Origin of the sequence: Herbaspirillum sp., from assembly GCF_035644555.1 — a bacterium.
Lineage (GTDB): Bacteria > Pseudomonadota > Gammaproteobacteria > Burkholderiales > Burkholderiaceae_D > Herbaspirillum.
On record NZ_DASQOH010000057.1, the window covers coordinates 1 to 12,750 of the forward strand.

Here is a 12,750-nt window from a genome sequence, read left to right on the forward strand (position 1 = left end):
GCCACGGCGGTGCCAAGCGACAGGGCCAGGGCCGTCAGGATGGGGTGGCGCAGGATGAAGGGCGAGGGCGCATGCCCAGCTTGGCTGGTCATGGTGTGGCGTCTCCGGGCAGTCTTGTTATGGCGCCCAGTGTAGCCGATGCAGCCGGGAGGCGGGCGCTGGCTCAGTTGGCGATGGGGCGCCAGTTGTGCTCCTGGACCACGTGCAGGCAGGCATCCACCACCACTGGGTCCAGACGGCTGCCGCGTTGGCGCTGGATTTCTTCCAGCGCCACGGCCATGCCCAGCGACTTGCGGTAGGGTCGATCGGCCGACATCGATTCGACGATGTCGGCCACCGTCAGGATGCGCGACTCGAAGGGCAGGGCGTCGCCGCTGATGCCACGCGGATAGCCGCTGCCGTCGAGGTATTCATGATGGCACCAGACGATCTCGGCCAGGTTGAAGGGGAAGCTGATCTTGTTGAGCATTTCGTAGCCGAACTGCACGTGAGTCTTGAGCACGCCATATTCGTCGGCCGTGATGCGGCCCGGCTTGGTGAGCAGTTCCAGCGGTATCCTGGCCTTGCCGATGTCATGCACCTGAGCTGCCATGTGCAGCACGTCGATGCGCTCGGCGGGCAGGCGCAGATGCCGCCCGATCATGACCGCCAGCTCGGCGGTCTGGTCCTCGTGATTGGGCGTATAGCCGTCAGTGAGCCGATGCATGGCGATCAATGCATCAATGATTTCCTGATAGATCTTGTTCGGTTCTGAAACTGGCATTCCTGTCCCTGCGAGATTGCAGCCGCCGGCAGCATCGGTCGCTCAGAGTTGCGGTTCGATCCGTGATCTGCAAGGGGGCATGCGCCCTTCTTGCAAGCTGGCAGGTCCGTTGGCTTCTGATTGGCTCCCCTGGGGGTGGCCCTGCACCGCGGTGTCCGACAGCGCATGACGATGCGCTTTCCCGGTTGTCGGATAATAGCGGTTTGCAATACTGAAACTCATTTCAGGATAGAAATGGTTTTCGCGCAGTGTACATTCCTGACTTATCGATGACAACCAAGCCGTCTTCTTCCCGTCCTGCTTCTACTTCGCGCCTGATCTGGCGCAAGTTTGCCATTCCCCTGTTTTTCCTGCTGCTGGGAATCGTCTTTGCCACCTGGGCCGCGCGCATTCCCGCCATCCGGGATCATCTGCAGCTGGACGCGGCCACGCTGGCGCTGGTGCTGCTGTGCGGCGGGATCGGCGCGGTCGGTTCGTTCCCGCTGGCGGCCTGGATCACCGGGCACTATGGTGCGCGCCACAGCACGCTCTACGCCGGCCTGGTGTTGCTGGTGTCGCTGCCGCTGCTGGGCCTGGCGCCGGGGCTGGCGAGCCTGATGCTGATCTGCACGCTGTATGGCGCTGCCTCCAGTTGCTTCGACGTCGCCATCAACGCGCTGGGTGCGCAGGCCGAACGCGATGCCGGGCGTCCCATCATGTCGATGCTGCACGGCTGGTTCTGCGTGGGGACCTTCTCGGGCGCGCTGGTCGCCAGTGCGGTGGCGGGGCTGGGCATCACACCGGTCTGGCATTTCCTGCTGGTAGCGGCGCTGTTCCTCTATCCCCTGTACGCGGCCTACGTGGCCCTGCCGGACGACCGCCCGGAACATGATCCCGAACGCAAGCTCTTCGCCATGCCGCATGGCCACCTGGTGGTGCTGGGCGGGATCGCCTTTTGCGGCGCCATCGTCGAGGGTTCGGTGGCCGACTGGAGCGGCATCTACATGAAGGATCACATCGGTGCCAGCGATGGCGCCACGCCGCTGGCCTATGCCGCCTTCGCCGGCATGATGCTGATCATGCGCATGATCGGTGACGGTCTCAAGGCCCGGTACGATGCGCGTCGCGTGGTCTGGGTCGGCACGCTGGTCGCCAGCGCCGGCATCGCGCTGGCGGTGGTCGCGCCCGGCATGGCCGTGGCCATCCTCGGGTTTGCCATCGCCGGCACCGGTGTGGCGGCGGTATTTCCCTTCGTCTTCAGTGCCGCTGGCCGACATGGCTCGACGGCACTGGCGGCGGTGGCCACGCTGGGCTACAGCGGCAGCCTGATTGGCCCGCCGCTGTTCGGCTTCCTGGCGCATGGCTGGGGTCTGCAGGCGGCGCTGGCGCTGCTGGGCGTGCTGTGCCTGGCCATGGCCGGCTCCAGCCGACGCGCGCTGTGGCTGCAGTAGCGGCCGTGCCCGCCTACAATATCGCCTCTTTTCATACAACCGATGCAAGGGAAATCACGATGCGCCACCTGGTCCTGCTGCCGGGCTTCATGCTCAACGAACACCTGTGGGACGACATGCGGGACGATCTCGCCACGCTGGGTTCCCTGGGCTTTGGCGACCTCGGCCAGGACATCGGTATCCAGGCCATGGCCGATGGGGTGCTGCGGCAGGCGCCCGAGCGTTTCGTGCTCTTGGGCTTTTCCATGGGCGGCTTCGTGGCGCAGGCCATTGCGCTGAAGGCACCCGAGCGGGTGTTGGGGCTGGCATTGCTCAATACCTCATCCCGGCCGCAGACCGAGCGCGAATCGCAGGGCACGCTGGCGCAGATCGACATGGCCCGGCGCACCCCGTTCAAGGGGCTGACCTCGCGGGCGCTGGCGTCGTCCCTGCACCCGGCGCGCAGTGGCGACCGCTCTCTTCTGGACCGGCTGCAGGCAATGGCTCTGACCAATGGCAAGGAAGTCTTCCTGCGGCAATTGCAGACCCTGCGCGACAGTACGGCAGAGTCGCTGTCGCAATTGCGTTGCCCGGTGCTCATCGTCAGCAGCGACCAGGACAAGCTGCGCAGTGTGGAGGAATCGGAAGAGATGGCGCGGCAGATACCGCAATCGCGCCTGGAGATCATCAGCGACTGCGGTCACATGACGCCGATGGAAAAGCCGCAGGAATTGTTTGCCCTCATTTCGGACTGGGTCGCCCGCTCGGGTCTGTAGAGCGACCCGCGGCAGGCTGAGCAGGCGCCCCCCGGTCCGCGGATCGGGCGCCTGCTCAGCCTTCGTCCAGTTCCTTGGGAGGTGCGCCAGCGGCGCGGCCGCCCGGTCCCTTGTTGACTTCATCGAGACCGCCGGTGCCGCGCAGGTCGGTATCGACCTGGCCCTTGCGGATATCGTCGTAGGCCTGACGGATCTCGGGCCGGTCCACCTTGTGGCCGCTGCGCGCCGGGTCCTGGCGATCGACGTTCTGGTCCTGCTCATGGGGCAGGCGGGGTTTGTCGTGTTTGGGATGACGATCTTTTCTGGTTCTCAGGAAGCTGGTCATGGTGAGGTCCTCGCATCAAATGGTTGACTCTTCTTTTGCTGCAGGGCCGAGGCCGTAGGGCAACTGCGCGTGGCCACAGGCGAAACGGCGCCTTGCGAATGCAGAAAGCGAACAGATACGACCGGGCCTCGCACAAGAAGTGCCGCCAGTTCCGGGGTAGATCCAAAAATGGGATTTTGTCCGTCAGACGATTCGCACAAGAGCCGCGAAAGCCGCCTGGCATAAGGAAGAGCTGGAGGTTTGGACGCGCCAGGACAGGGCGCGTTCCCCCGCTCTGGTGCAGGTCTGCACAAAAAACAATCAGGCCGAGGACGGGCCTGCGCTCGGGTTTGCAAAGGCAACCAGCCACCACCTCCGCAGAACGCAGCCCCGGTGAGCGTACGCGCCCGGCTCGGCAGTCAGGTGAGGGGGGGCGGCCTGGCATCCCCCCGGCACATGCTCAGAGCGCCAGCAAGCGGTCGCGCGCCGCGCAGTATTGCACCTCTAGCCGGTCAACCATCTCGGCCACGCTGGGCACGTCGTCCATCAGGCCCACGCCCTGGCCGGCTCCCCAGATGTCGCGCCAGGCCTTGGCCTTGCTGCCGCCTCCGGAACCGAAGTTCATCTTGGTCTTGTCGGCCTCGGGCAGATTGTCTGGGTCCAGCCCGGCATTGACGATGGATTTTTTCAGGTAGTTGCCGTGCACGCCGGTAAAGAGGTTGGTGTACACCACATCGGCCGCGGCGGACTCGATGATGGCCTGACGATAGGCTTCATCGACGTTCGATTCGCGGGTCGCCAGCCAGCGCGAACCCACGTAGGCGAAGTCGGCGCCCATGGCCTGCGCTGCCAGGACCGCGTCGCCGGTGGCGATGGCGCCGGACAGCACCAGCGGCCCCTGGAACATCTTGCGTACCTCGCCCACCAGCGCGAACGGGGACAGCGTCCCCGCATGGCCGCCGGCCCCGGCCGCCACCAGGATCAGGCCATCGACCCCGGCTTCCAGCGCCTTTTCGGCATGGCGCAGGGAGATCACGTCATGCAGCACGATGCCGCCATAGCTGTGCACGGCGTCGAGCATCTCGCGCGGCGGCGCGCGCAGGCTGGAGATGATGATGGGCACCTGGTGCTTCACGCAGGTCGCCACGTCCTGTGCCAGCCGGTCATTGGACTGGTGCACGATCTGGTTCACCGCGATCGGGCCGACCTTGCGTGCCGGATGCTCAGCCTGCCATTGCGCCAGCTCCTGCTGCAACTGGGTCAGCCAGACATCGAGTTGCTCGGCCGGGCGGGCGTTGAGCGCAGGAAACGATCCGACCAGTCCGGCCTTGCACTGGGCCGCCACCAGCGCCGGACCGCTGGCGATGAACATGGGCGAGCAGATGATGGGCAGGCGCAGATCTTGCAATGCCTTGGGGTAAGCAGGGGCTGGTGGCATGGTCGTCTCTCTTCGGTTGTCGTTATATCAAGGCGCAAGGCCGCTTTTGTCCGACGATTATAGGATAAAAGACGACAAAATATAACGGTCGTGCTTTTTGTTGCGCGAATGGGAAATTCCAGGAAATTATTTATATTATTTACTGTCTCATCCCGACCATGTGCTATGTTTTCCACAAGCCTGGCGCAAAAACAGGCCACGCGGGCGCTACCGGGGGCGTCGTGCGGGTCCGGCTCAGCCGGAAGGGCCATGCCCGAGTTTCATCAGCCGTCATCTGTCGCAAGGGGGAGTCATGCAACACTTCGATCTCGTCAATGTTCTCATCATCGTCCTGGCGGCCGTCGCCCTGATCGTGGGCGCGGTGCTGCACAAGCGCGCCTTGAAGAAGGCCCTGATCGAGGCCAACAAGCTGCCGGTACGCGGCCTGCGCCGTTATCGTCAGCAGTGAGCGGGTGCGGCGGCCACCGCTCCGGTCGCCGCCGCACCGCGATCCGACCGGCTCAGCCCGGACCTCAGTACGACCATTGCACACTGAAGCCGCCCGTCAGGGGCGCCGTCGGGAACAGGGCTGGCTTGACCACCGGGGTGGCCACGAACAGCTCGTAGCCCAGTCCTGCCCATTGCCCACGCATCCCCAGCGCGGCACCGCTCAGGCGGCGCCCGATCAGTTGTCGCGCCGTCGGCCCGGCTACCGCGCCGGTATCCAGGCCGGCATATACTTCCTGTCCACTCTCGCCCAGGGCCAGAGCCAGTTCGTTGCGTACGAACCAGCCACGCTCGGCCTGTAGCGTCAGCTCGCCATCAAAGCCGCGCACCGTGTAGCGCCCCCCGATGGCGAACTGGTCCTGCGCCGGCAGCGGCCCCCGGTTCCACTGGGCGCGTACCGCCCCGCTGTAGCGCAAGCGCGCCGGTCCAGCCAGCCAGGGCAGGTTCAACGTGGCATCGGCCAGCCAGAGTCCATAGCGGCTGACGATCTGTGGTAGCGCCAGCGGGTCGTCCGTCTGCGGCCCCTGGCGATCCACCGCGCGCCGGTGGCTGAGGCTGACATCGGCCACCGCCGTCGCGATGAAATGCCGGTGCTGTACGCCCAGTTCCCAGGCCGACATACGGCGCTGCTGCGGCTCCAGGGCAATCCCGTCGATGAAGTTGAAGGACCGACGCAATAGCAGCTTGGCGGCCACGCTGGTCTTGCTGCTGGCGCTACGATGGAGCAGGCGGGTGAGCTTCAGCTCGCTGTTTTCCGCGTGGCCGCTGTAGATGACCGGTTCGAAGGCACCTGCCACCGTCTGGTGATACAGGCTGGTGGAGCTGGTGGCCGACAGCAGCCAGTAGCCGAAGGGGAGCGAGTAGTGCACGGTGTGACCCCGGCTGCCGCGGTCGCCATAGCGCCCCAGGCTGCGGTTCAGGCTCACATAGAACAGGTCGTTGAGCGTCCACCAGTTGTCGTAGGAGATCGTCGCACCTGCCTGGTAGCGGCCGGTCGCGCGGGCGCCACCGTCGTCCAGCGATGTCGCCAGGCGCAGGGGGAAGCCTTGACGGTACTGCACCAACAGGTCACTGTCGCCGATCTGCGCGTCGCTGTCTTCGGATGGCGTGATCTGGATGTCGGCCTCGGCCGTCGGCACACGCTTGAGATTCTCCAGACCTTGTTCGATGGCGCGCAGGTTGAGTAGATCTCCCTCGGAGAGCGGCAGGGCATTCAAGGGTGTACCACGCCCATCCGCGCCCTCGGCCATGCGCACCTTCCTCACCCGGCCGGGTATCACCGTCAGTATCAGCCGGCCTGCACTGAGGTCTTGCGCCGGGGCCAGTACGCGCGTGGTGGTGAAGCCGCGTCCGATGATGGCGTTCTGCACATGCGCGATGAGCGTCTGCACTCCTTGGCTGCCCAGGCAGCGCCCGGTAGCGCCACCATCGGCGGCACGTCGGTTGACGGTGGCCAATGCAAAGCCGAAATGTCGCGCGGCTTCTCCCTCCAGGCTGATGGCCTCGATGCGGCTGCATGGTCGTTCATCCTCCGGATAGGTAAGTGCGGGCGCAGGTGATGCCGGCAGACCCAGCGTGAGCACATCCGGCGCTTGCTCCAGGTATTGCCGCAGGATGCGTTCGCGCTCGCGCTGAAGCTGTTCCTGCTGAATGCCGAGGGTCTGTGCCGAGGTTAAGGCATGAGGCAGGACCGCTGCCAGAGCCGCGCACAGTGTCGTGTTTAAAATGCGTCGTTTCATGAGAAGTTTTGGCGGCTTTCACAACTCAGTGCGTGTGTTCGCCGCAATCGAAAAGAAGTTGAGATATCGCAATTTCTTCTTTTATCGCCCCCCAGGAAACGAGACATTTCTCGTTTTTTCAGCCCCTTCAAAAAAATAGACTGCCTCTCGAATCGACGTGCCATCCGGCATGGTCGTCATTGACGAAGGCATGACATGAATCGGCAGCGCTACAAACTGATCTTCAATCGTCACCGTGCGATGCTCATCGCGGTGGCCGAAACGGCATCTTCAGTGGCCGGCCAGCCAGGGAAAAATACTGCTCGGACCGGCGGGATGAGGGCGCCGGGAAGATGGTGCTTTTCGCCCTTGTCGTTGGCGATGGCGCTGGCCTGGTCCACCGTTGCGCATGCGCAGATCCTGGTAGATCGCAGCGCGCCTGCCTCCCAGCAGCCCTCGGTGATCACGAGCGGCAATGGCGTACCGGTGATCAATATCCGCCAGGCCAACGCCAAGGGCCTCTCCGTGAATCGCTATCGCCGCTTCGATGTGGACGGCCGTGGCGTGATCCTCAACAACGCCGGCCGGGGCAGCCAGACCGAACTGGGTGGTTATGTCGGTGGCAATCCCTGGCTGGCCGGCGGTGGCGCGCGGGTGATCGTGAACCAGGTGCATTCATCCGACGCCAGCTACCTGCGCGGGTTTGTTGAGGTTGCCGGTAACAAGGCTCAGGTCATCATCGCCAACCCCTCCGGCATCACCTGCGCCGGTTGCGGCTTCATCAACGTGCCACGCGCTACGCTGACCACCGGTACGCCGATCATCAATGGTGGGGATCTGGAGAGTTACCGGGTGAGTAGTGGGGTGCTTGGCGTCGATGGCAGTGGCATGGATGCCCGGTCAACGGACTATACCGAACTCATCGCGCGCGCTGTCCAGGTCAATGCACGCATCTGGGCCAATCGGCTCAAGGTCAGTGCCGGGCTCAACACCGTCAGCGCTGACCATGCACAGGTAGTAGCCGGCGTGGCACCGACGGATTCGGCACCCGTGCGCGCCATCGATGTCGCCCAACTGGGCGGCATGTATGCTGGCCACATCTACCTGAGCGCGACCGAGCACGGTGTGGGCGTGCACAACGGTGGCACGCTGGCCGCCACCGAAGGTCAACTGATCGTGACCGCAGCGGGGCGCCTGGAGAATACCGGCACGCTCGCCGCACGCATCGACACTCAGATCAACGCAGCCGGCGCCGTCAGCAACACCGGCACGCTGGGGGCGGAGAACGCAGTGCGTCTCCATGCGGCGGCATTGGAGAATCGCGGTAGCCTCAGTGCCAGCCAGAGCCTGCATGTACAGATTGACGGCGCCGTGACGAACACCGGTACGCTGGGTGGCACGACGGGCAGTACGCTGGAAGCAGCTTCGCTGGAGAACAGCAAGGATGCCACTATCGGCAGCGCCGGTCCGACCGTCCTGCGCATGGGCGGCGCGATCCGTAACGCGGGCAGCATCGGCGGCGACACGGGAGTCACCCTCAATGCCGCTACGCTGGACAACAGTGGCAGCCTGATCACACCCGCCGCGCTGGCGCTGCGTGTCACCAACGGCGTCGTCAACCTTGGCAAGATCGGCAGCAATGGCATGCTCAACGTGCGGGCGGGGGTGCTGGAGAACCGGGGCGAGCTGTACTCGGCCAGGTCCTCCGTCCAACTCGACATCGCCGGCGCACTCTTCAATAACGGCAGCATCGAAGCCAGGCAGAGGCTGACCGCGCAAGCAGCCGCGATCGAGAACCGTGGCCGCTTCATCGGAGAAGACGGCCTTGGGGCCACCAGCACGACGAGCTTCGTCCAGGCCGGTACGTTGGGCAGTAAAGGCGCCGTCGAACTCACGGCAGCGGGCCTGGACAACGCAGGTGCCGTCAGTGCCGGTGCTGCACTCGCGTTGCATGTTGCCGACCGGCTGCGCAACGATAAAACCATTTGGGCCGCCACCGACATTCGTATCGACGCCACCACCCTCGAGAACGGCGGCAAGAGCAGCAATCCGCGCACGCCGACGGTGGACCTCGGCCTGCCCGTCAATGCGCTCTATCAGGTCAACCAGAACAGCTTGACGGCACCATTGGTGCAGACCGATCCACGCTTCATCGGCAATCGCAACTGGCTCTCGTCAGACTTCCTGATCCGGCAATTCCAGGACACGTCCGGCCTGGCTCCCAGCTACCGACGTTTCGGTGACGGTTTCTACGAGCAGCAACTGATCCAGCGCCAAATCCAGGACGCCACCGGGCAACGCTACCTCACCGGCTTCAACAGCAACGAAGCCCAATACCTGGCCCTGATGCAGGCCGGCTTGCAACAGGCGCAGGTCCAGCGGTATGTCCTGGGCATAGCCTTGAGCGACACGCAAATCGCGCAGCTCAAGACCGATCTGGTGTGGCTGGTCAAGCGCAGCGTCACCCTGGCCGACGGCAGCACCGAGGAAGTTCTGGTGCCGCAGGTCTATCTGCAGCCCTCCAGCGTCCAGGTCACCGGCAGGCAGACCCTGATCGCCGGCAACGAGCTGGCCTTCCAGACGGTGCAGGACATCCTCAACAAGGGAGGCACCCTCGCCGCCCGCCGCGGTGTCTCACTGCGCGCCGACCGGATCGGCAACCTGGGCGGCCGCATCACGGGGGGCGATATCAGGCTCGCCGCCACGACCGATATCGACAACGCCGGCCACATCGATGCCGAGCAGGGCCTGGTCATGACAGCCGGGCGCGACATCGCCATCAACAGTACCCGGGCGAGTAGCGTCAACACGACCACGACCGGCAGCAACATCAACCAGATTGCCAGCGTCAGCGGCGAGCAGGTGGCGATTGCCGCTGGCCGTGACCTCATCGCCAATGCCGCCGTGATCGCGGCCCGTGGCGACGCCAACCTTTCGGCAGGACGCGATGTCAGCCTGGGCAGCGTGACCGAGGAGTTCCGGCAGGACATCCGCTGGGGCACCGGAGCAAGTCAGGCTCGGTGGGCATCGCCTACGGCACGGATGGATTGGTCTTCAATGCCAGCGGCTCCGGCAGTCGCGGTCGGGGTGACGGTAGCGATGTCGAGCAGGTCAATACCCATGTCGAAGCCGGCAACAAGGTCAAGCTTGAATCCGGCGCCGACACCACAGTGCGCGGCGCAGTCGTGGCGGGCAAGCGCGTGGAAGTCGAGGTGGGCGGCGACCTGAACATCGCCAGCCTGCAGGACAGCAGCACCTACCGGAGCAGACAGCAGGCCGTCGGCGGAAGTATCTCGGCTGGCGCGGGCAAGTCGGGCGGTAGTGTCAATGGCAGCCTCAGCCGGGTCGAAGGGGACTTTGCGAGTGTCACTGAACAGTCAGGCATCCGGGCCGGTGATGAGGGCTTCCGAGTCGATGTGACCGGCAATACCGACCTCAAGGGCGCCAAGATCGCCAGCACCGACAAGGCCGCAGCAGAAGGCAGGAACAGTCTGAGTACGGCCACGCTGACGCAATCTGACATCGAGAACCGCAGTCGTTACAAGGCCGAGGGCATCAGCGCAGGGACCGGCGTGGACGGTGCCAAGGGATCGTTGGCGGGCATTGGAGTAGGCATCGGTAGTGCAGGCGGCAACGAGAGGAGTGCCACCCGCAGTGGCATCAGTCAGGCCGATATCAAGATCACCGATGATGCAGCCCAGCAGGCCAGAACGGGCAAGTCGGCCGAGCAGACGATTGCGAGCATCAATACCGATGTGAGCAGTGATCGGGATAGCAGCGCAAAGCTGACCAAGACGTGGAATGCGCAAGCCTTGCAGGCGGATGTGCAGGCACAGGCGCAGATCATGGAGATGTTTGGGAAGAATGTTGCGAAGGAGATTGGCAACTACGCGACCAGACAAGTCGATGAGCTTGACGCGAAGATCATGCAGGCTAAAACAGATGCTGAAAAAACGGCGCTGTTATGCAATCGTGGATGCAGCTGCGGAGAAAGCTGGAAAGAGCGATGAGAGTGCCAAGCAGTTTATTGCTCTTAACAAGACCAAGGGTCTGTTTGAAGTGGACTATAAAGGTCGGAATAATCCATTCCTCAACGGTAATAGTGATGGGTCTTGGACGCAGGAACAGCAAGCTAGGTTTGGCGCGAAGAATCCGACTGAGTGGGCTGCCCAGCGTGTTGCAAATGCAATGGCCGTATCGGCGCCTTGCACAAGAGCTACTGGATGTAGTTCAAAAATCGATGCGATCGTAACCGCTGTCGATGCGTTGGAGCAGGAAAAGCAGCTATACCAAAACGATCCTAATCGAAAGGCGCAGATAGAGGTAAAGCAGGCGACATTGCTAAGCAAAATATCGGAAAAAGATGTTGAGCTTTCGAAACTGGATGCTGCGGATCAAGCAACTCTGCTTGAAGCACTTGGGCTAGCTGGATTGCCATCTGGCGCAGGGCGGTTGGGACAGACCATCTCCAATTTACTAAGTAAATTTTCCGTTGGAAAAGCTGTGCAAATGGATGCCGCGCAGATCCTCAAAGAGGCGGCAGCAGCGAATCCACAGAATCGTCTTTTGGTTGATGCGACTCCCAGAGACGGAAGTCGGCTGGTGCTCAATCAGGGGAATGTTCCAACCTGTGGGCATAATTCATGCGCTATGGTAATGGATACATTTGGCAGGAAGGTCGATGTAGCAGAGCTTGTAATTGAGGCAGCTCCGTCTGAGAAAGGAATAAATATATACAAGGTCGCAGACTTATTTAAGTCCAGAGGGGTTGATGCATTGCCTGTTGCAGGTCGCAATGTGGATGATTTGATCCGCTATACTGCAACAGGAACCCCTGTTGTAGTTCGTATCGCAGATAGAGCGACAGACTTCTCTCATTTTGTGGTTGTTGATGGCGTTACCACTCGTCAAGGAGTGCAGGTCGTCGCGATTAGAGACCCTCAGGGTATTCAGTACTTTAGTCCGGTAGAAACGTTCAAGAAGAGTTTTACTGGAGAAGTAGTTCTTCCACGAATAAAGTGATTTCAAAATGTATTTAAATATCATTCTCCCAGAGAATCTTTATACGAAATCGATGTTGGAGCTGGCTCATATTCCCTGCTTCTGTAAGAAAGGAGGGGGGAAGCTTGAATTGTCGTTTCTTCATCCTTTGCCTGAAGCTACAGGATTAGTTCACGACTGGGAATCAGAGAAGATTGATGAGCGCGCTCCAGCAGGAGCAGGTGGGATCTATACGCATTTTGGATTCGCGACAGTTACGTTAAAAAAAATTGATAAAGAAAACTACACAATCGTTGATCTTTCATTTTTTGAAACTTGCTATCCAGGATGGTTTCCTATTGTTAAAGACGGAGAGTGGGCAGAACCAGTGTCTATAAATACACCGGAGGAGATGGCAGAAATCAAACGGCTTGACGCACTGTATCCCCCAGTGAAAATGTCAAAAAAGCAGCGGCGACGATTGCCTCGGGGTTCGATTGACTAAACAATCCATTCAAAATAAGAGGAGTGGATTGGAACGTTATTGGGAGAGGATAGCGGGAAATTCCTATCAGCCCGCAGGTACGGGTTCCGCCCAGACCATCAAAATGCATGTGACCTGCGTCGGTAATTTGTAGCCAGTCAGGCAGTGAGTCGGTTGTCGATCATATTCGATTCCAGCCAGGCTCGACGGACCGTAGCTGGAGGTTGGTACTGATGTGCGCTATGCGGCCGACGCTCGTTGTAGAACTGACGCCATCTTTCGATCAGCACTTTCGCTTCTGCCCGGCTGCGGAACCACTCCCGGTTAAGCAGTTCGTCACGCAGCTTGCCATTGAAGCTTTCCACGAATCCGTTCTGCCATGGACTGCCTGG

11 protein-coding genes and 1 pseudogene are annotated in these 12,750 nt (G+C 62.0%); 7 read left to right on the forward strand and 5 right to left on the reverse strand.

Features of this window, described 5'->3' with window-relative positions; translation table 11 throughout:
- Window positions 1-163: 163 nt before the first annotated feature.
- A complete protein-coding gene (locus tag VE092_RS16085; protein WP_324878433.1) occupies window positions 164-763 on the reverse strand; it encodes an HD-GYP domain-containing protein in 600 nt (199 codons plus the stop codon).
- A 269-nt stretch (window positions 764-1,032) separates the two neighbouring features.
- Between VE092_RS16085 and VE092_RS16090 the strand changes: the two genes are divergently transcribed.
- Complete coding sequence (locus VE092_RS16090; protein WP_324878435.1) at window positions 1,033-2,193, forward strand: MFS transporter; 1,161 nt, start codon at window positions 1,033-1,035, stop codon at window positions 2,191-2,193.
- 59 nt (window positions 2,194-2,252) lie between these two features.
- On the forward strand, window positions 2,253-2,948 hold the full coding sequence (locus VE092_RS16095; protein WP_324878438.1) for an alpha/beta hydrolase: 696 nt from the start codon (window positions 2,253-2,255) through the stop codon (window positions 2,946-2,948).
- 55 nt (window positions 2,949-3,003) lie between these two features.
- On the opposite strand, the gene VE092_RS16100 is transcribed toward VE092_RS16095, so the two are convergent.
- Both VE092_RS16100 and VE092_RS16105 read right to left on the reverse strand, forming a co-directional pair.
- Entirely contained in the window at window positions 3,004-3,273 is a 270-nt protein-coding gene (locus VE092_RS16100) for a hypothetical protein (RefSeq protein WP_324878440.1), read from the reverse strand.
- Window positions 3,274-3,712: 439 nt separating this feature from the next.
- Window positions 3,713-4,690 (reverse strand): nitronate monooxygenase family protein, encoded by a 978-nt coding sequence (locus tag VE092_RS16105; protein ID WP_324878441.1) that lies wholly within the window; start codon window positions 4,688-4,690, stop codon window positions 3,713-3,715.
- 292 nt (window positions 4,691-4,982) lie between these two features.
- Here VE092_RS16105 and VE092_RS16110 point away from each other — a divergent pair, with 292 nt between their 5' ends.
- Window positions 4,983-5,138 (forward strand): hypothetical protein, encoded by a 156-nt coding sequence (locus VE092_RS16110; RefSeq protein ID WP_324878443.1) that lies wholly within the window; start codon window positions 4,983-4,985, stop codon window positions 5,136-5,138.
- A gap of 64 nt (window positions 5,139-5,202) precedes the next feature.
- Here the strand turns inward: VE092_RS16110 and VE092_RS16115 are convergent, their stop codons facing one another.
- Window positions 5,203-6,915 (reverse strand): ShlB/FhaC/HecB family hemolysin secretion/activation protein, encoded by a 1,713-nt coding sequence (locus VE092_RS16115; protein ID WP_324878446.1) that lies wholly within the window; start codon window positions 6,913-6,915, stop codon window positions 5,203-5,205.
- A gap of 195 nt (window positions 6,916-7,110) precedes the next feature.
- Between VE092_RS16115 and VE092_RS16120 the strand changes: the two are divergent.
- From VE092_RS16120 to VE092_RS16135, 4 genes and pseudogenes are all read left to right on the forward strand, one after another.
- Window positions 7,111-9,609 (forward strand): annotated as a pseudogene (locus VE092_RS16120) (filamentous hemagglutinin N-terminal domain-containing protein); the annotation flags it as partial.
- 305 nt (window positions 9,610-9,914) lie between these two features.
- Window positions 9,915-10,904 (forward strand): hemagglutinin repeat-containing protein, encoded by a 990-nt coding sequence (locus tag VE092_RS16125; protein ID WP_324878447.1) that lies wholly within the window; start codon window positions 9,915-9,917, stop codon window positions 10,902-10,904.
- Window positions 10,837-11,916, forward strand: a complete 1,080-nt coding sequence (locus VE092_RS16130) for a cysteine peptidase family C39 domain-containing protein (protein WP_324878449.1) — start codon at window positions 10,837-10,839, stop codon at window positions 11,914-11,916. The genes VE092_RS16125 and VE092_RS16130 overlap by 68 nt, the downstream gene beginning before the upstream one ends.
- Before the next feature lie 7 nt (window positions 11,917-11,923).
- Window positions 11,924-12,379, forward strand: coding sequence for a hypothetical protein (locus tag VE092_RS16135; RefSeq protein ID WP_324878451.1), 456 nt, complete (start codon window positions 11,924-11,926; stop codon window positions 12,377-12,379).
- A 137-nt stretch (window positions 12,380-12,516) separates the two neighbouring features.
- On the opposite strand, the gene VE092_RS16140 is transcribed toward VE092_RS16135, so the two are convergent.
- Window positions 12,517-12,750 (reverse strand): transposase (locus tag VE092_RS16140; protein ID WP_324878453.1); only part of this gene is annotated, 234 nt, incomplete at its 5' end.

What these genes read in the sequence shown, in the direction of transcription:
- VE092_RS16085 (WP_324878433.1), bottom strand. Translation starts at nt 763, where the DNA reads ATGCCAGTTTCAGAACCGAACAAGATCTATCAGGAAATCATTGATGCA.
- VE092_RS16090 (WP_324878435.1), top strand. Translation starts at nt 1,033, where the DNA reads ATGACAACCAAGCCGTCTTCTTCCCGTCCTGCTTCTACTTCGCGCCTG.
- VE092_RS16095 (WP_324878438.1), top strand. Translation starts at nt 2,253, where the DNA reads ATGCGCCACCTGGTCCTGCTGCCGGGCTTCATGCTCAACGAACACCTG.
- VE092_RS16100 (WP_324878440.1), bottom strand. Translation starts at nt 3,273, where the DNA reads ATGACCAGCTTCCTGAGAACCAGAAAAGATCGTCATCCCAAACACGAC.
- VE092_RS16105 (WP_324878441.1), bottom strand. Translation starts at nt 4,690, where the DNA reads ATGCCACCAGCCCCTGCTTACCCCAAGGCATTGCAAGATCTGCGCCTG.
- VE092_RS16110 (WP_324878443.1), top strand. Translation starts at nt 4,983, where the DNA reads ATGCAACACTTCGATCTCGTCAATGTTCTCATCATCGTCCTGGCGGCC.
- VE092_RS16115 (WP_324878446.1), bottom strand. Translation starts at nt 6,915, where the DNA reads ATGAAACGACGCATTTTAAACACGACACTGTGCGCGGCTCTGGCAGCG.
- VE092_RS16130 (WP_324878449.1), top strand. Translation starts at nt 10,837, where the DNA reads ATGCTGAAAAAACGGCGCTGTTATGCAATCGTGGATGCAGCTGCGGAG.
- VE092_RS16135 (WP_324878451.1), top strand. Translation starts at nt 11,924, where the DNA reads ATGTATTTAAATATCATTCTCCCAGAGAATCTTTATACGAAATCGATG.